Origin of the sequence: Pseudomonas viridiflava (genome assembly GCF_900602065.1) — a bacterium.
In the GTDB taxonomy this organism is placed as follows: Bacteria; Pseudomonadota; Gammaproteobacteria; order Pseudomonadales; family Pseudomonadaceae; genus Aquipseudomonas.
Genome location: NZ_UWFN01000288.1, coordinates 114,876 through 132,091 on the forward strand (window position 1 = coordinate 114,876; position 17,216 = coordinate 132,091).

Below are 17,216 nucleotides of genomic sequence, written 5' to 3' on the forward strand. Positions count from 1 at the left end.
TTATTTTGGAGTTTGATATGGGCCTTCTTGTCGAAGGACGCTGGCAAGACCAGTGGTACGAAAGCAGCAAAGATGGGGCGTTTCAACGCGAACAGGCGCAACGCCGTAACTGGATCACCGCAGACGGCCGACCTGGGCCTTCAGGCGAAGGCGGCTTTCAGGCCGAAGCCGGGCGCTATCATCTGTACGTATCGCTGGCCTGCCCTTGGGCTCACCGCACGCTGATTTATCGCAAGCTCAAAGGGCTGGAAAGCCTGATCGACGTTTCCGTGGTCAGCTGGCTGATGCGCGAACACGGCTGGACCTTCGATACAGAGAAAGGCTCAACCGGCGATCCGCTCGACGGCCATGAGTTTCTCTATCAGCGTTACCTCGCCGATACGCCGGACTATACCGGCCGGGTCACCGTGCCTCTGCTGTGGGACAAAAAACTGCAACGCATCGTCAGCAACGAGTCCGCGGAAATCATCCGCATGTTCAACAGCGCGTTTGACAACCTGACCGGCAATCGTCTGGACCTCTACCCGGGCGCTTTGCAGTCGCCGATTAATCAGCTGAATGAGCGAATTTATCCAGCGGTCAACAATGGCGTGTACCGCGCAGGCTTTGCGACCTCTCAAGCTGCGTACGAAGAAGCGTTTGATGACGTATTTGCCGAACTCGATGTGCTGGAGAAGCTGCTGGGCGAGAAGCGCTACTTGACTGGCGAATACCTGACGGAAGCAGACGTGCGCCTTTTCACCACTATCGTGCGCTTCGACCCGGTGTATCACGGCCACTTCAAGTGCAATCTGCGGCGGATTTCGGACTATCCGAATCTGAGCAACTGGATGCTGGAGTTGTATCAGTGGCCCGGCATCACCGAAACGGTGGACTTCACGCACATCAAGCATCACTACTACGAGAGCCACGGCACCATCAACCCTACCGCTGTCGTGCCAAAGGGCCCGTTGCAGGACTTGAGCAGAGCGCATGATCGTGAGCGACTGACCGGGCGCGGTATCTGGCATAAAACCGGCGCGTAAACCCGGCGTTAAGCGTGCCAAATCACTGTAGGAGCTGCCGAAGGCTGCGAAGCATTCATCCTGGCATACCGCAATCGCAGCCTGCGGCAGCTCCTACAGGCAAGGCATTAAATCAGACCGTCGCCTGAGCACCTTCAAACCACGCGAGTTTTTCGCGCAACTGGACTACTTCACCCACGATCACCAGCGTCGGCGCATGGACCTCATGCTCCGCCACCATCCGCGGCAAATCAGCCAAAGTACCTGTAAACACCCGCTGGCTGGAGGTGGTGCCCTGCTGAATCAATGCTGCCGGGGTATCAGCGGATCGACCGTGCTTGATCAGTTGCTCACAGATGATCGGCAGACCGATCAGCCCCATATAGAACACCAGAGTTTGCGCGGGTGCGACCAGATCGCTCCACGGCAAATCACTGGTGCCGTTTTTCAAGTGTCCGGTGATGAAACGCACGGACTGTGCGTGATCACGATGGGTCAGCGGAATACCGGCATACGCCGCACAGCCACTGGCCGCGGTGATACCCGGTACGACCTGGAATGGAATGCCGTGAGCTGCCAGTTCCTCGATCTCTTCACCGCCACGGCCGAAGATGAACGGATCACCGCCCTTCAAACGTAGAACGCGCTTGCCCTGCTTGGCCAGATCAACCAGTTGCTGGTTGATCTGGTCTTGCGGAACTGCATGATCAGCACGGCGCTTGCCCACATAGACACGCTCGGCATCGCGTCGGCACAGATCGAGAATCGCCGGAGCCACAAGACGGTCATACAGCACCACATCGGCTTGCTGCATGAGGCGCAGTGCACGGAAAGTCAGCAAATCCGGATCACCCGGTCCCGCCCCCACCAGATAGACCTCACCCGGCGCATGCGGCGCATCACCTTCGATCTTGGCGATCAGCAGACGCTCGGCTTCAGCGCCCTGCCCGGCCAACTGCCGGTCAGCAATCGGCCCCTGGAAAACCTCTTCCCAGAAGGCACGACGCTGAGTGACGTCCGGAAACAGGTTTTTAACCTGAGTCCGGAAACGTGCAGCCAGACCGGCCAATTGACCGTAAGTGGAAGGAATCCAGGTTTCCAGCTTGGCGCGAATCAAGCGCGCCAGCACCGGAGCGTCGCCGCCACTGGACACGGCAATGACCAATGGAGAGCGATCAACGATCGCCGGGAAGATCACGCTGCACAGTGCAGGAGCATCGACCACGTTGACAGGCACACAACGCTGCTTGGCGTCCTGAGACACCTGAGCGTTGAGAGGCTCGTCGTCGGTGGCAGCAATGATCAGCACGCAGCCGTCCAGATCACTGACGTTGTAGCCACGCAGAATCAGATGCCCGCCACTTGTCTCAACCAACTCGCGCAATTGCGGCTCGATCTCTGGCGCAACAACGCGCAACACAGCACCGGCTTCGGCAATGAGGCGGGATTTGCGCAATGCAATCTCGCCACCGCCCACAACCAACACTTGGCTGCCACGCAGGTTATGGAACAGCGGCAGAAATTCCATTTAGCCGATGACCTCAAGCCCGCCCATGTAAGGCTTGAGCACTTCTGGAACACGGATGGAACCGTCGGCCTGCTGGTAGTTTTCCAGCACGGCGACCAGCGTCCGGCCAACTGCCAGGCCCGAGCCGTTCAGGGTATGAACCAGCTCAGGTTTGCCGGTTTCCGGGTTACGCCAGCGAGCCTGCATGCGGCGCGCCTGGAAATCACCGCAGTTGGAACACGACGAAATTTCGCGGAACTTGTCCTGGCTCGGGATCCAGACCTCAAGATCGTAGGTCTTGACCGCACTGAAACCCATGTCGCCGGTGCACAGAGCCAATACGCGATAAGGCAACTCCAGCAACTGCAGAACACGCTCGGCGTTGGCGGTCAGGCCTTCCAGGGCTTCCATGGATTTTTCCGGCTCGACGATCTGCACCATCTCGACTTTGTCGAACTGGTGCTGACGGATCATGCCGCGGGTATCACGCCCCGACGCGCCCGCTTCGCTACGGAAGCAAGGCGTGTGGGCGACGAACTTCATCGGCATCTGTTTGGCGTCGATGATTTCACCGGAAACGATGTTGGTCAGCGACACTTCCGCGGTCGGGATCAGATACAGGTCTGCCTCGCCTTCACGGGAAATCTTGAACAAGTCTTCTTCGAACTTCGGCAACTGACCAGTGCCCTGCAACGCAGGCGCCTGAACCAGATAAGGCGTGTAAGCCTCTTCGTAGCCATGCTCGTTGATGTGCAGGTTGATCATGAACTGCGCCAGCGCACGGTGCAGACGCGCGATAGGGCCACGCAACAAGGCGAAACGCGCGCCGGACAGCTTGGCGGCGGTTTCAAAATCCAGCCAGCCGTATTTCTCGCCCAGCGCAACGTGATCCTGTACCTGAAAGTCGAACGAGGCAGGCGTGCCCCAGGCACGAACTTCAACGTTGCCGTCTTCGTCTGCGCCAACCGGCACCGATTCGTGAGGCAGGTTCGGCATGCTCAGCAGCATCGAGTCCAGTTCGGCCTGAATACCGTCCAGCTCTTTTTTACCGGTGTTGAGCTCTTCGGCCATACGGTCGATATCAGCCATCAGCGGTGCGATGTCTTCGCCGCGTTGCTTGGCCTGACCGATGGACTTGGAACGGGCATTACGCTCGGCCTGTAGCTGTTCAGTACGGGTCTGAACGGTCTTGCGCTGAGCTTCCAGCGCTTCGATGCGGGCAACGTCCAGTGTAAAGCCACGGGAAGCCAGGCGATCCGCTACGTCCTGAAGTTGGGTACGTAACAGTTTGGAATCGAGCATATCGTTCTCTCGTTTATCAAAGTCTGGTCAGGGACAGGCCAACCCACGTCGCGAGCAGCCCGCCGAACACGCTGATACCGGCATAGCCAAGGGCTAACGGCATTTGCCCGCTTTCAAGCAGGCGCAGTGTATCCAGTGAAAAGGATGAAAAGGTCGTAAGACCACCAACAAAGCCGACTATAAGGCCGGCGCGAATCTCGATCGGTACTTCCGGGCGCAATAGAAAAAGGCCATAGAGGACACCGATAATCAGGCAACCGACGAGATTGACCGCCAGGGTTGCCGTGTAAAAATGCTTTGGCCAGTTCGCACTAACCCAAGTGCCAGCAGCGAAGCGCAATAATGTACCAGCGATACCGGCAATCGACACCGCAAGAATGGTTTTGAGCACTACTTTCTCCGCTGACGAGGGCTGGCAGCATCCAGAGCAGCCAGATGCTTGAGCTTTTCACCGATTTTCAGCTCCAGGCCACGGGGCACCGGCTGGTAATAATGGCGCGGTTCAAGGTCATCAGGGAAGTAATCCTCACCCGCAGCGTAAGCATCCGGCTCGTCATGGGCATACCGGTACTCTTCACCATACCCCAGTTGCTTCATGAGCTTGGTAGGCGCGTTGCGCAAATGCAGCGGGACTTCCAGAGAGCCATGTTCGGTCGCTTCGCGCATCGCAGCCTTGAACCCCATGTACACCGCATTGCTTTTTGGCGCGCAAGCCAGATAAACAATGGCCTGAGCCACCGCCAGTTCGCCTTCCGGACTGCCCAGACGCTCCTGAACATCCCAGGCAGACATGCACAGCGGCAGCGCGCGTGGATCCGCATTGCCAATATCTTCACTGGCCATGCGCACTACGCGCCTGGCCAGGTACAAGGGGTCGCAACCGCCATCAATCATCCGCGCAAACCAGTACAAAGCTGCGTCAGGGTTGGAGCCGCGAATGGATTTATGCAAGGCAGATATCTGGTCGTAAAACGCTTCGCCGCCCTTATCGAACCGACGCCGACTGTCGCCCATCAGGCTTTGCAGCAGCTCCAGACTGATCTCCGAGCCGTCTTCAGCCAGGTCCGACGCATTTTCCAGCAGATTCAGCATGCGCCGACCGTCACCGTCGGCAGCTGCCATGAGCATGGCGAAACCTTCATCGCTCAGACTCAACTGATGCTTGCCCAGACCGCGCTCTTCGGTCAGCGCCCGACTCACCAGCTTGCGCAGCGCTGCCTCATCAAGGCTCTTGAGGACATAGACCCGGGCCCGCGACAGCAAAGCATTGTTGAGTTCGAACGACGGGTTTTCAGTAGTGGCGCCAATGAAGATCAGCGTGCCGTCTTCGACGTACGGCAGGAATGCGTCCTGCTGGGACTTGTTGAAGCGGTGCACTTCGTCGACAAACAAGATAGTGCGACGGCCGTATTGCCCGGCCTGTTGCTTGGCGACTTCTACCGCCTGACGAATTTCTTTAACGCCGGCGAGCACAGCAGATACCGTCTCAAAGTGCGCATCCGAGACTTTCGCCAGAAGCCGGGCCAGCGTGGTCTTACCCACACCGGGAGGCCCCCAGAAAATCATCGAATGCAGAGCCCCCTGCTCCAGCGCCTCACGCAGAGGTTTGCCGTGAGCTAACAAGTGCTCCTGACCGACGTACTCATCCAGATTGGTCGCACGCAAACGTGCGGCCAGCGGCTGAGCAATCGGTTCACTTCGAAACAGGTCCATGGACAACCGTTAAAACCTCTTATTCCTGAATGACGTCAGCGCCTTTCGGAATCTGGAACTGGAATTTGCTCGCCGGGATCGCCTCATTGGCTTTCACGCCGGTGAACAGGATATTGGTGCGCTGGCCCACGCTGTCGATCAACTGCATGTCATTGATGACGCCGTTGCGGAACGACAGGCGCAGGCTGTCGAACAACGTGTCCTTGGTTTTTGGCTTGAGGGTGAAGTCAATCACGCCGCCTGCTTCTTTGGCTGTGATATCGAAACTTTCGCTGATCTTCGACACATCACCGGACAACAAAAGTGCTGGCGTCTGCGTCAGGCGCTGGTCGAGGGTCTTGATGGTGACCTGCTCCAGGTCCGGATCCCACAGGGAGACCTTCTTGCCGTCGGAGACCATCAATTGCTCCTGAGGAGCATCGGTGTGCCAGTTGAACAAACCCGGACGCTGCAAAGCCATCTCACCGGACGTTTCCTGTAACTGCGTGCCGCCGCCATCCAGGGTCAACTGGGAGAAGCGCGCGGTCAGGGTTTTGGACGTTTCCAGCAACTGGGTCAGGCGTGCGACGTCCTTGCTGTCGGCATGTGCCGGAATCGCGGAGAAAGTCAGTGCTGTTACCAACAACATGCGGATTAGACGCATGGGAGCCCTCATAGAGTTCGGTGGAGTCCCGCCAGCGTTGAAACGCTGGCGAGGCATTGATGGGACAGCGCGATCAGTCGCGCATCGGGCCCGGCGCGATCACTTCACGCGAGCCGTTGGTGTTCATGGAGGTTACGACGCCAGCCATTTCCATCGCCTCGATCATCCGGGCGGCACGGTTGTAACCGATCTTCAGTTTACGCTGCACGGCAGAAATCGATGCCCGGCGGCTTTCCAGTACGAACTTGACCGCCTCGTCATAGAGCGCATCACTTTCGCTGTCTTCGCCCCCTTCACCGCTACCGCCGTCGAAGCCGCTACCGGCCTCCTCGACACCTGCAAGAATATCGTCGTTGTAATCCGGAGTGCCACGCAGCTTCCAGGCTTCCACCACGCGGTGTACTTCATCATCGGAAACAAACGCGCCATGGACTCGAATCGGCAAGCTGGTGCCCGGCGGCATGTACAGCATGTCACCGTGGCCCAACAGTTGTTCCGCGCCGCCTTGGTCGATGATGGTCCGCGAGTCGATCTTGCTCGACACCTGGAACGCCATACGCGTCGGGATGTTCGCCTTGATCAAGCCCGTGATCACATCGACCGAAGGACGCTGGGTGGCAAGAATCAGGTGGATGCCTGCCGCACGTGCCTTCTGGGCAATACGCGCAATCAACTCTTCGACCTTCTTGCCGACGATCATCATCATGTCGGCAAACTCATCCACAACCACGACGATGGTCGGCAGTTTGGTCAACAGCGGTGCTTCGTCATGAATACTTTCGCGCTTGTAGAGCGGGTCTGCCAGCGGCGTACCTGCGTCCTGAGCTTCCTTGACCTTCTGGTTGAAGCCGGACAGGTTACGCACGCCCATCTTCGCCATCAGCTTGTAACGACGCTCCATCTCGGCAACGCTCCAGCGCAATGCGTTGGCAGCGTCTTTCATGTCGGTTACAACCGGGCAAAGCAGATGTGGAATGCCTTCGTAAATCGACAGCTCAAGCATTTTCGGGTCGATCATGATCAGTTTGGCGTCTTCCGGGCCGGACTTGAACAGAATCGACAGGATCATCGCGTTCACGCCCACGGACTTACCGGAACCGGTTGTACCGGCCACCAGCAAGTGCGGCATTTTGGCCAGATCGGTGATCACCGGCTTGCCGCCGATGTCGTGCCCCAGAGCCAATGTGACGGGTGACTTGGCGTTGTCGTACTCGGGCGTCGACAGTACTTCAGAGAAACGCACGATCTGCCGGTCTTCGTTGGGGATCTCGATACCGACGGTGGTCTTGCCCGGGATAACTTCAACGACTCGAACGCTGGTTACCGCGAGCGAACGCGCCAAGTCCTTGGCCAGGTTGGCGATACGGCTGACCTTGACCCCTGCTGCTGGCTGAATTTCATAGCGGGTAATGACCGGGCCGGGATGGATCGAGTCCACCGACACTTCGACGCCGAACTCCTTGAGCTTGATTTCCAGCAAATGGCCAACTGCGGCCAGTGATTCGGGTGAATAGTTGAGCTGTTTCTTTTCTGCCGGATCGAGGATCGATATCGGTGGCAGCGTTCCTTCTACGGCGCTATCCACGAACAACGGCGCCTGTTTTTCCTTCATGACGCGCTTGCTGGGCTCGGGTGCCTTGGGCGGCGCTGGGGCGATAACCGCAGGTATATGCGTCTCACGCGCGGTCATGTGCTTGCTCAGCGCCTGTTCGCGCTCAATCAATCGCTCTTTGGCTTTGGCTTGCTCGCGACGATCAGTGGTGGCTGGTGCAACCACTTCGTTGACGCGCTCATCCACTTCACGCAGTTGCGCAACCATCTGCTTGCGCTCGTTACGCGCCGCCCACCAATTGTTGACGGCGTCGTAGAACAACTCGAACAAGTCGAGCGTGATCTTGCCCGTCACGTCCATGACCTTGAACCAGGACAGGTCGGTAAACACCGTGAGGCCAAACAGGAACAAGGCGATGAACAGCAGCGTACTGCCCTGGATGTTCAGGGCTTTCTTGGCCATATCACCGAGAACTTCCCCCAGTACGCCACCTGCCGAACCCGGGAAACCTGCCGCGAAATGAAAGTGGATATGCGCCAGTGCGGCACCGGCAAGTACCAGAAATACCAGGCCGATCAACCGCCAGGAGAACAACCAGCCGCTCCATTGCCACGGCTCATGGCGATGGCGGAACACCTGATACGCCTTGACCGCCAGCAACAGTGGAAAAATATAGGCAAAGTAACCCAGCACCATGAACAGAATGTCGGCACAGAAGGCGCCAGCACGACCGGCCGCGTTCTGAACCTCGACCGAACTGCTGGTATGACTCCAGCCGGGATCGTTCTGATCGTAAGTCAGCAACGCCATCATCAAATACAGGCACAGCGCGCCAAAGGCGATCAACGCACCTTCCTTGAGCCGGTAGTGCAATTGCTGCCGCCAAAGCGGAACGGTGCTGGATACTGCGGTGGATTTCTTCAAAACGCTTTTATTCCTGCGCTAGAGCGCGAACATCTGGTGATTGACTACCAACGACTGCAGTTGTGAAACCATTTGCCAAGCCATATAGCTTGAACGGCCGACTGCAAAGCGGGCATTGTACGGGTTTGTACGCCTGATGCCACGATAGCGTCCTGCCTTGTAAACCACTGGCTAGCCGGGTAGTTTCAGCCTGAATCGCCGGACTGAACTCACCCGTGGCCATTGAGCAAACCGGTACAAGCGACAAAACACTAGTCTGGCGTGGGCGAAGCCCTTCTTCAAGCACCGTCGCAAACGCTCAATTTGAGCATGCATTTTCTTTCGTGACAAAGACTTATGCCGCATTTTTAACCGAACGATCAGTTTTCGAAAGCAACCTCAGGCACTGCCCCGGCACAGAACCGCTGCATGACGTGCCACCGGTTCAAACCCTGGGTGACAGTTGCCTGTGACGGACGACCGATTATGACCACGAGTGCCGCAGGGAGTTGCAGTAGCGCGACGCCCCTGCCCTCCCCTTCTGCAAAGTACCGACCTTATGCTGACCTGGCTAAACCGTGAAAACCTGAGCTTCCCGCCATTGGAAAAAGCCTTGCGCGAACCCGACGGCCTGCTTGCTGCGGGCGGCGACCTTTCTCCCGAGCGGCTGGTTCAAGCCTATCGCCATGGCTGCTTCCCGTGGTTTCAGGATGAGCAGCCCATTCTCTGGTGGTCGCCAGACCCCAGAACCGTGATCTTCCCCGATGAACTCCACGTTTCGCGCAGCCTGGCCAAGGTGATGCGTCAGGAACGTTTTCGCGTGACCTTCGATCAGGACTTCGCAGCAGTGATTCGCGCCTGCGCCGGACCACGCGCCTATGCAGACGGAACCTGGATTACCGGCTCCATACAGGCCGCGTACATGGAATTGCACCAGCGCGGCTATGCTCACAGCGTTGAAGTCTGGGAGAACGACGTATTGGCAGGCGGGCTTTACGGACTGGCAATGGGCAAACTTTTTTTCGGTGAATCAATGTTCAGTCGGGCCGACAACGCCTCCAAAGTCGGCTTCGCCACACTGGTCGAACGCTTGAAAGCCTGGGGCTTTGTTTTGATTGACTGCCAGATGCATACCAGCCACTTACAGAGCTTTGGTGCCCGTCCTATTTCGCGCAAGGAATTCTCCGACTACCTGCGTCAGCATCTGGACCAGCCTAATGACGCCGACTGGCTGCCTAGGCGAGTTCAGCAGGCTGACATACACTCTTACTAAGGATTTATTTTTTGGCTACAGGGGGGCAATCATGACAGAGCTGGCACGGCTGAAGTTTTATGCCACTCAACCCCACTCGTGCAGCTACCTGCCGGAAGAGCAGGCTACGACGCTTTTTCTGGATCCCAGCCAGCCGATGGATGTGCAGGTTTACGCGGATCTTTCGGACATGGGATTCCGCCGTAGCGGTGATCACCTTTACCGGCCGCACTGCCAGAATTGCAGCGCCTGTGTGCCCGCGCGCATCCCTGTCGATCTTTTTACACCCAACCGGCAGCAGAAACGCATCTTCAAACGCAATGCGGACATCGAAGTGCGCAGCGCCAAGCCGCGCTTCACTGAAGAATATTTTGACCTTTACCAGCGCTATATCGAACAAAGGCATGCCGATGGCGACATGTTTCCACCCAGTCGCGATCAATTTTCGACTTTTCTGGTGCGCGACCTTCCCTTCTGCAGATTCTATGAGTTCCGCGTAGATAAACGCCTGCTGGCGGTGGCCGTTACCGACATGCTACCCAACGGACTTTCGGCCGTTTATACGTTCTATGAACCCGCCGAAGAGCGCCGCAGTCTGGGGCGCTACGCCATTTTGTGGCAGATCGCCGAAGCGGCACGCCTGCAACTGCATGCGGTGTACTTGGGCTACTGGATAAAGAACTGCCAAAAGATGAATTACAAGACCCAATATCGGCCCATCGAGCTGCTCACAAACCAAAGATGGATCACTCTTTATTGAAGACCTTGGCTTAACCGGCATTTTTCGGGCACAATGCACGCCGCTTTTGCCTGGCGCCACTTGCACCGGGCCACTCATTAGATACCGAGGGCTTTACTGCATGTCGAAAGAAGACAGCTTCGAAATGGAAGGCACTGTCGTCGACACCCTGCCCAACACCATGTTCCGTGTGGAGTTGGAAAACGGGCACGTCGTAACCGCGCATATCTCCGGCAAGATGCGCAAGAACTACATTCGTATTCTTACCGGTGACAAGGTGCGTGTTGAACTGACGCCCTACGACTTGAGCAAAGGGCGCATTACTTACCGCGCCCGTTAAGCAGGTCTTAACAAAAACGCCCGGCACCTGCCGGGCGTTTTTGTGTGCCCGGGTTTTGTGGAAAACTCGTCACTCAGCAGGTGCTGCCGAAGGCTGCGAAGCATTCATCCTGATACATTGCCATCGCAGCCTTCGGCAGCTCCTACAGACGTCAGACTTACCGCAAGACAGCGCGGCGCCATCGACACCACCAATATGAACTCAACAAAAAACCCCGCACCTCTTTCGAGATGCGGGGCTTTTCATGAAGCGTGAGACTTAAGCCATTTCTGCTGTGGTTTCGAAGTCAAAGGTGATTTCACCATCCTTGAAGTCGATATGTACCACGCCACCATGCTCGGAGAGTTCGCCGAAGAGAATCTCTTCCGCCAGCGGACGCTTGATCTTGTCCTGAATCAAGCGCGCCATTGGACGGGCGCCCATTGCGGCATCGTAACCACTCTCGGCCAGATAACCTCTGGCGGCGTCGGTCACCTCCAGCAGCACGCGCTTGTCTTCCAACTGCGCCTGAAGCTCGGTGAGGAACTTGTCCACCACACTTTTGATAACCTCATGGCTGAGGCGACCAAATTGAATGATGGTGTCCAGACGGTTGCGGAACTCAGGCGTGAAGCTCTTCTTGATGACTTCCATTGCATCAGACGAGTGGTCCTGATGCGTGAAGCCGATCGAAGCCCGAGCCGCCGACTCAGCACCCGCGTTAGTGGTCATGATCACGATCACGTTGCGGAAGTCCGCTTTACGCCCGTTGTTATCAGTCAGCGTACCGTGATCCATTACCTGCAACAGCAGGTTGAAGACTTCCGGATGCGCTTTCTCGATTTCATCGAGCAACAGCACGCAATGTGGCTGCTTGGTGATTGCTTCGGTCAGCAGACCGCCCTGATCAAAGCCTACATAACCTGGCGGGGCACCAATCAAGCGTGAAACAGTATGCCGCTCCATGTACTCGGACATGTCGAAGCGCACCAGTTCAATACCCAGAGCCTTGGCCAACTGACGAGCGGCTTCGGTCTTGCCGACGCCGGTAGGACCGGCGAACAGGAAGGAACCCACAGGCTTGTCAGGCGACTTCAAACCAGCACGGGACAGTTTGATCGCAGTGGACAGCGAATCGATCGCTGCATCCTGGCCAAACACCGTCAGCTTCAGGTCACGCTCCAGATTTCTCAGCAACTCCTTGTCGGAGCTGTTGACGTGCTTAGGTGGAATCCGCGCGATTTTCGCCACGATGTCTTCAACCTGCGCCACCTCAATCCGTTTGACGCGTTTCTCGACAGGCTGCAGGCGCTGGTAAGCGCCCGCCTCGTCAATCACGTCAATGGCTTTATCCGGCATGTGACGGTCGTTGATATAGCGTGACGCCAGCTCAGCCGCAGCGCGCAGGGCCTCATCACTGTATTCAATACTGTGATGCTGCTCAAAGCGGCCTTTCAGGCCTCTGAGAATACCGATGGTGTCTTCAACGGACGGCTCCGACACGTCAACCTTCTGGAAACGACGGGCGAGAGCCCGATCTTTCTCGAAGATGCCGCGGAATTCCTGGAAAGTTGTCGAACCGATGCAACGAATATCGCCCGACGACAGCAGCGGTTTGAGCAGATTCGAAGCATCCATCACGCCACCGGAGGCAGCACCGGCACCGATAATAGTGTGGATCTCGTCAATGAACAGGATCGCATGCGGACGTTTTTTCAGCTCATTGAGCAGCGCCTTGAAGCGCTTTTCAAAATCGCCGCGGTATTTGGTACCTGCCAGCAACGCTCCCAGATCGAGAGAGTAAACAACGCTGCTGGCCAACAGATCAGGCACCTGATTATCGACGATACGCTTGGCCAGACCCTCGGCAATGGCGGTCTTGCCGACGCCTGCCTCGCCCACCAGAAGCGGGTTGTTCTTGCGACGACGGGCCAGAATCTGAGCAACCCTTTCAACTTCCTGCTCACGCCCGACAAGCGGATCTATACGCCCCTGGCGTGCCAGTTCGTTCAGATTGCTGGCATAGGCATCCAGAGGATTACCTGAAGCAGAAGACTCACCACCCTCGTCGTCCTGCATATCTTGCTCACCTTCAGAGTGATCGCCGTGCCCAGGCACCTTGGATATGCCATGAGCAATGTAGTTGACGACATCTATGCGGGCCACGCTCTGCTGCTTGAGCAGAAACACTGCCTGGCTTTCTTGCTCACTGAAAATAGCAACCAGCACGTTGGCGCCGGTCACTTCACGTTTGCCCGAGCTCTGTACATGGAAAACTGCACGTTGCAGAACGCGCTGAAAGCCCAGCGTTGGCTGGGTCTCGCGATCCTCGTCATGAACGGGGATCAACGGCGTGGTGGAGTCGATGAACTCCTGCAGATCATGCTTGAGCTTATCGAGGTTTGCGCCGCAGGCACGCAGAACAGTGGCGGCAGCCTCATTGTCCAATAAGGCCAGCAGGAGGTGCTCGACAGTCATGAACTCATGACGTTTCGAACGAGCCTCCTTGAAGGCCAGATTGAGGGTGACTTCGAGCTCACGGTTTAACATAGCTTCACCTCATACCCAAGTGGTCGGCGTTTAACCGTCCTTCTCGATCTCACAGAGTAGCGGATGCTGGCTTTCCCTGGCGTATTGGTTGACCTGCATTGCCTTGGTCTCGGCGATGTCGCGGGTAAACAATCCACATACTGCACGTCCCTCTGTATGGACGGCCAGCATGACCTTGGTCGCCAGCTCACGATTCAGGTTAAAGAACACCTCGAGCACTTCGACGACGAAATCCATCGGTGTGTAATCATCATTAAACAAAACCACCTTGTACATCGGTGGCGCCTGCAACGTCGGCTGGGCATCCTGAACCGCGATGCCTGCCGCGTCATCCTCATGGGAATCCGGATTGTCCTGACTTGATGTTAGTCGAATCTTGCTGATTGCATGCATGGAAAGAAAAGTTCGTAAAGGGGCGGATTGAATAATGAGTCGCAGTCTGACCGGTTTTCAAATGGACCGCCGCGTGACCTTGACTATCGGCTAAACGGTGTTACAAACAATAGAACCCACATTGGGTAAAAAGGGTCCGCGCAGTCAACCAAAATTTTTTTCGGTCCGGCGGATGAGGTGGATGATACTCCCAACGGAGTCCTTTGCAGAGGGATGTGACTATGCTCAGCGGTAAGGTCAAGTGGTTCAATAATGCAAAAGGTTATGGCTTTATCCTGGAAGATGGGAAAACCGAGGACCTGTTCGCCCATTTTTCTGCAATTAAAATGGACGGTTACAAGACCCTCAAGGCAGGCCAGCCGGTCACCTTCGAGATTATCCAGGGCCCTAAAGGCCTGCATGCTGTAAACATCAGCAATGCGACCACAGGGGACGTACGCGTGTCGAGTGAGGCTATCAAGGCTACGGTCAGCACTTCTGCCGATGTAACAGCCTGACGACAGGTGCTCCACCACAATGCGCCAACCTTGAAGAAATTGGCCGGTTCAGTGATTTGAACCGGCCAATTTTATTTGAAACACCTGCACACACACCTGCCCGTTTGCCGAAAACTCCGCCCCCCCTTGCCAACCTCGACCAACGGCGAATACCGCCAATGACTTAGAACGCTTAGCATTAATGCTTAGCGCCAAGGGTTTGATATACTCCCGCCGTGACTAACGGGTCATAGGGGCCGACCAGTCTGGAAAGAGACTTTGCGCCCTTGTATGTGTTGTGCAGCAACTGCCGCCCGACCGCTTGACGCTCGACTGATGCACCTACCATCATCATCGCGAATAAACCTCGACTCAGGCTCATGAAAGAGACTGCGAGCAAAGTGCATACCCTGCGCGCATCGAGATTTTGTGCATGCTCAGCAAAACAGAGAGTTCATACGAAATGTCCAACCGTTCGAAGATCATCTACACCTTTACCGACGAAGCTCCAGCCCTCGCCACCTACTCGCTTCTTCCTATCATCGAAGCCTTCACTGCCTCCTCTGATATCGACGTTGAAACGCGAGACATCTCTCTGGCGGGCCGCATTCTTTCCAGCTTCCCTGAATCCCTGAGCGCTGATCAGCAAATCGGCGACCACCTCGCCGAACTGGGCAAGCTGGCGACCACGCCAGAAGCCAACATCATCAAGCTGCCAAACATCAGCGCCTCGGTCCCTCAACTCAAGGCGACCATCAAAGAACTGCAAGACCTGGGCTTCAAGATTCCTGATTACCCTGAGTCGCCGAGCACTGACGCGGAAAAAGACGTCCGCGCACGCTACGACAAGACCAAAGGCAGCGCCGTGAACCCGGTTCTGCGTGAAGGCAACTCCGACCGCCGCGCGCCGCTGTCGGTCAAGAACTACGCCCGCAAGCACCCGCACAAGATGGGCGCCTGGGCTGCTGACTCCAAATCCCACATTGCCCACATGAGCAATGGCGACTTCTACGGCAGCGAAAAGGCCGCACTGATCGGCGCTGCTGGCAATGTGAAGATTGAATTGATCGCGAAGGACGGTACTGCGACCGTCCTGAAAGAAAAGACCGCCGTAAAAGAAGGCGAGATCATTGACTCGTCGGTCATGAGCACCAAAGCCCTGCGCAGCTTCATCGCATCGGCTATCGAAGATGCCAAGGCTCAAGGCGTGCTGCTTTCGGTTCACCTGAAAGCCACCATGATGAAGGTCTCCGACCCGATCATGTTCGGCCAGATCGTCGCTGAGTACTACAAGGACGCGCTGAACAAGCACGCCGATGCGCTCAAACAAGTCGGCTTCAACCTGAACAACGGTATCGGCGACCTGTACGACCGTATCAGCGCCCTGCCTGCCGAAAAGCAAGCTGAAATCAAGGCTGACATCCAGGCCGTGTACGCCGAGCGCGCCCCGCTGGCAATGGTCAACTCGGACAAAGGCATCACCAACCTGCACGTGCCAAGCGACGTCATCGTCGACGCATCGATGCCGGCCATGATCCGCGACTCGGGCAAAATGTGGAACGCTGCCGGCGAACTGCAGGACACCAAGGCCGTGATCCCGGATCGCTGCTATGCAACTATCTATCAAGCTGTGATCGAAGACTGCAAGAAACATGGCGCTTTCGATCCGACCACTATGGGCAGCGTGCCAAACGTCGGCCTGATGGCGCAAAAAGCTGAAGAGTACGGCTCCCACGACAAGACGTTCCAGATCACGACACCTGGCGTTGTCCGCGTAACCGACAGCGACGGCAAAGTGCTGATGGAACAGAACGTCGAAGAAGGCGATATCTGGCGCATGTGTCAGGCCAAGGACGCGCCGATTCAGGACTGGGTCAAACTGGCCGTCAACCGCGCTCGTGCCAGCGACACCCCTGCAGTGTTCTGGCTGGACCCGGCTCGCGCCCATGACGCCGAGATGATCAAGAAGGTCAACAAGTACCTGGCCGATCACGACACTGCCGGCCTGGACATCCGCGTTCTGTCGCCTGTTGAAGCCATGGCGTTCACCCTGGAGCGCACCCGCGCTGGCAAGGACACCATTTCGGTGACCGGCAACGTACTGCGCGATTACCTGACCGACCTGTTCCCGATCATGGAACTGGGTACAAGCGCCAAGATGCTGTCCATCGTGCCATTGATGAACGGTGGTGGCCTGTTCGAAACTGGCGCAGGTGGTTCGGCGCCAAAGCACGTTCAGCAGTTGGTTGAGGAAAACTTCCTGCGCTGGGATTCCCTGGGTGAGTTCCTGGCTCTGGCCGCTTCCCTGGAGCACCTGGGCAACACCTACAACAACCCGAAAGCACTGGTTCTGTCCAAGACTCTTGATCAGGCTACCGGTGAGTTCCTGGACCGCAACAAGTCGCCTTCGCGCAAAGTCGGCAACATCGACAACCGCGGTAGCCACTTCTATCTGGCACTGTTCTGGGCTCAGGCTCTGGCGGCCCAGAATGACGATGCGGCACTCAAGGCGCAGTTCAGCCCAGTGGCTAAAACCCTGGCCGACAACGAAGAAAAAATCGTTGCCGAACTGAACGCCGTACAAGGCAAGCCAGCGGAAATCGGCGGTTACTACTACCCGAACCCTGAGCTGACCAGCAAAGTCATGCGCCCAAGCGCAACCCTGAACGCAGCGATTGCTTCGCTGAACTAAGGTTTTGTCCTGATCACAAACCCCGGCCCCGTGCCGGGGTTTGTGTTTCAGGCGCATCCCCTGTAGGAGCTGCCGAAGGCTGCGATGGCATTTCGCCTGACACACCGCTATTCGCAGCCTTCGGCAGCTCCTACAGGGGATTGCGCACCCAACCTACTGAGCACCCACCTT

At 56.9% G+C, this 17,216-nt stretch carries 14 protein-coding genes; 6 read left to right on the forward strand and 8 right to left on the reverse strand.

All coding sequences use genetic code 11. The features are described from left to right. The first annotated feature begins 17 nt into the window (after positions 1–17). Entirely contained in the window at positions 18–1,025 is a 1,008-nt protein-coding gene (locus EE949_RS22020; RefSeq protein WP_122666246.1) for a glutathione S-transferase family protein, read from the forward strand. A 112-nt stretch (positions 1,026–1,137) separates the two neighbouring features. Here EE949_RS22020 and cysG read toward each other — a convergent pair whose 3' ends face one another. The 6 genes from cysG to ftsK form a co-directional block, all read right to left on the reverse strand. Then, a complete protein-coding gene (gene cysG, locus EE949_RS22025; RefSeq protein WP_122666247.1) occupies positions 1,138–2,532 on the reverse strand; it encodes a siroheme synthase CysG in 1,395 nt (464 codons plus the stop codon). Beyond that, entirely contained in the window at positions 2,533–3,813 is a 1,281-nt protein-coding gene (gene serS, locus EE949_RS22030) for a serine--tRNA ligase (protein WP_122666248.1), read from the reverse strand. 16 nt (positions 3,814–3,829) lie between these two features. Further along, on the reverse strand, positions 3,830–4,204 hold the full coding sequence (gene crcB, locus EE949_RS22035) for a fluoride efflux transporter CrcB (protein WP_122666249.1): 375 nt from the start codon (positions 4,202–4,204) through the stop codon (positions 3,830–3,832). Beyond that, positions 4,204–5,526: a replication-associated recombination protein A gene (locus EE949_RS22040; protein ID WP_122666250.1), complete on the reverse strand. Its 1,323-nt coding sequence runs from the start codon at positions 5,524–5,526 to the stop codon at positions 4,204–4,206. The genes crcB and EE949_RS22040 overlap by 1 nt, the downstream gene beginning before the upstream one ends. Before the next feature lie 19 nt (positions 5,527–5,545). Further along, positions 5,546–6,169 carry an outer membrane lipoprotein chaperone LolA gene (lolA, locus tag EE949_RS22045; RefSeq protein WP_087265247.1) on the reverse strand — a complete coding sequence of 208 codons (624 nt, stop codon included), beginning with the start codon at positions 6,167–6,169 and terminating at the stop codon, positions 5,546–5,548. A 73-nt stretch (positions 6,170–6,242) separates the two neighbouring features. Then, positions 6,243–8,645, reverse strand: coding sequence for a DNA translocase FtsK (ftsK, locus tag EE949_RS22050; RefSeq protein WP_122666251.1), 2,403 nt, complete (start codon positions 8,643–8,645; stop codon positions 6,243–6,245). Between the two features lie 538 nt (positions 8,646–9,183). Between ftsK and aat the strand changes: the two genes are divergently transcribed. The 3 genes from aat to infA all read left to right on the forward strand — a co-directional run bounded on the left by aat (position 9,184) and on the right by infA (position 10,955). After that, positions 9,184–9,897 carry a leucyl/phenylalanyl-tRNA--protein transferase gene (gene aat / locus EE949_RS22055; protein WP_122666252.1) on the forward strand — a complete coding sequence of 238 codons (714 nt, stop codon included), beginning with the start codon at positions 9,184–9,186 and terminating at the stop codon, positions 9,895–9,897. A gap of 31 nt (positions 9,898–9,928) precedes the next feature. Further along, the gene (locus tag EE949_RS22060) at positions 9,929–10,636 is read left to right on the forward strand and encodes an arginyltransferase (RefSeq protein ID WP_122666253.1); all 708 of its coding nucleotides are present in this window, start codon (positions 9,929–9,931) and stop codon (positions 10,634–10,636) included. 100 nt (positions 10,637–10,736) lie between these two features. Next, the gene (gene infA / locus EE949_RS22065; RefSeq protein ID WP_002553999.1) at positions 10,737–10,955 is read left to right on the forward strand and encodes a translation initiation factor IF-1; all 219 of its coding nucleotides are present in this window, start codon (positions 10,737–10,739) and stop codon (positions 10,953–10,955) included. A 258-nt stretch (positions 10,956–11,213) separates the two neighbouring features. Here infA and clpA read toward each other — a convergent pair whose 3' ends face one another. Then, positions 11,214–13,484, reverse strand: coding sequence for an ATP-dependent Clp protease ATP-binding subunit ClpA (gene clpA / locus EE949_RS22070; RefSeq protein WP_122666254.1), 2,271 nt, complete (start codon positions 13,482–13,484; stop codon positions 11,214–11,216). A gap of 30 nt (positions 13,485–13,514) precedes the next feature. Next, positions 13,515–13,877: an ATP-dependent Clp protease adapter ClpS gene (clpS, locus tag EE949_RS22075; protein ID WP_122666255.1), complete on the reverse strand. Its 363-nt coding sequence runs from the start codon at positions 13,875–13,877 to the stop codon at positions 13,515–13,517. A 221-nt stretch (positions 13,878–14,098) separates the two neighbouring features. Here clpS and cspD point away from each other — a divergent pair, with 221 nt between their 5' ends. Together cspD and EE949_RS22085 are read left to right on the forward strand one after the other, a co-directional pair. After that, positions 14,099–14,374 carry a cold shock domain-containing protein CspD gene (cspD, locus tag EE949_RS22080; protein ID WP_122666256.1) on the forward strand — a complete coding sequence of 92 codons (276 nt, stop codon included), beginning with the start codon at positions 14,099–14,101 and terminating at the stop codon, positions 14,372–14,374. 442 nt (positions 14,375–14,816) lie between these two features. Then, positions 14,817–17,045 (forward strand): NADP-dependent isocitrate dehydrogenase, encoded by a 2,229-nt coding sequence (locus EE949_RS22085; protein WP_122666280.1) that lies wholly within the window; start codon positions 14,817–14,819, stop codon positions 17,043–17,045. The last annotated feature ends 171 nt before the right edge of the window (positions 17,046–17,216 follow it).

What these genes read in the sequence shown, in the direction of transcription:
- EE949_RS22060 (WP_122666253.1), top strand. Translation starts at nt 9,929, where the DNA reads ATGACAGAGCTGGCACGGCTGAAGTTTTATGCCACTCAACCCCACTCG.
- aat (WP_122666252.1), top strand. Translation starts at nt 9,184, where the DNA reads ATGCTGACCTGGCTAAACCGTGAAAACCTGAGCTTCCCGCCATTGGAA.
- cspD (WP_122666256.1), top strand. Translation starts at nt 14,099, where the DNA reads ATGCTCAGCGGTAAGGTCAAGTGGTTCAATAATGCAAAAGGTTATGGC.
- serS (WP_122666248.1), bottom strand. Translation starts at nt 3,813, where the DNA reads ATGCTCGATTCCAAACTGTTACGTACCCAACTTCAGGACGTAGCGGAT.
- cysG (WP_122666247.1), bottom strand. Translation starts at nt 2,532, where the DNA reads ATGGAATTTCTGCCGCTGTTCCATAACCTGCGTGGCAGCCAAGTGTTG.
- EE949_RS22020 (WP_122666246.1), top strand. Translation starts at nt 18, where the DNA reads ATGGGCCTTCTTGTCGAAGGACGCTGGCAAGACCAGTGGTACGAAAGC.
- clpS (WP_122666255.1), bottom strand. Translation starts at nt 13,877, where the DNA reads ATGCATGCAATCAGCAAGATTCGACTAACATCAAGTCAGGACAATCCG.
- infA (WP_002553999.1), top strand. Translation starts at nt 10,737, where the DNA reads ATGTCGAAAGAAGACAGCTTCGAAATGGAAGGCACTGTCGTCGACACC.
- EE949_RS22040 (WP_122666250.1), bottom strand. Translation starts at nt 5,526, where the DNA reads ATGGACCTGTTTCGAAGTGAACCGATTGCTCAGCCGCTGGCCGCACGT.
- lolA (WP_087265247.1), bottom strand. Translation starts at nt 6,169, where the DNA reads ATGCGTCTAATCCGCATGTTGTTGGTAACAGCACTGACTTTCTCCGCG.
- clpA (WP_122666254.1), bottom strand. Translation starts at nt 13,484, where the DNA reads ATGTTAAACCGTGAGCTCGAAGTCACCCTCAATCTGGCCTTCAAGGAG.
- EE949_RS22085 (WP_122666280.1), top strand. Translation starts at nt 14,817, where the DNA reads ATGTCCAACCGTTCGAAGATCATCTACACCTTTACCGACGAAGCTCCA.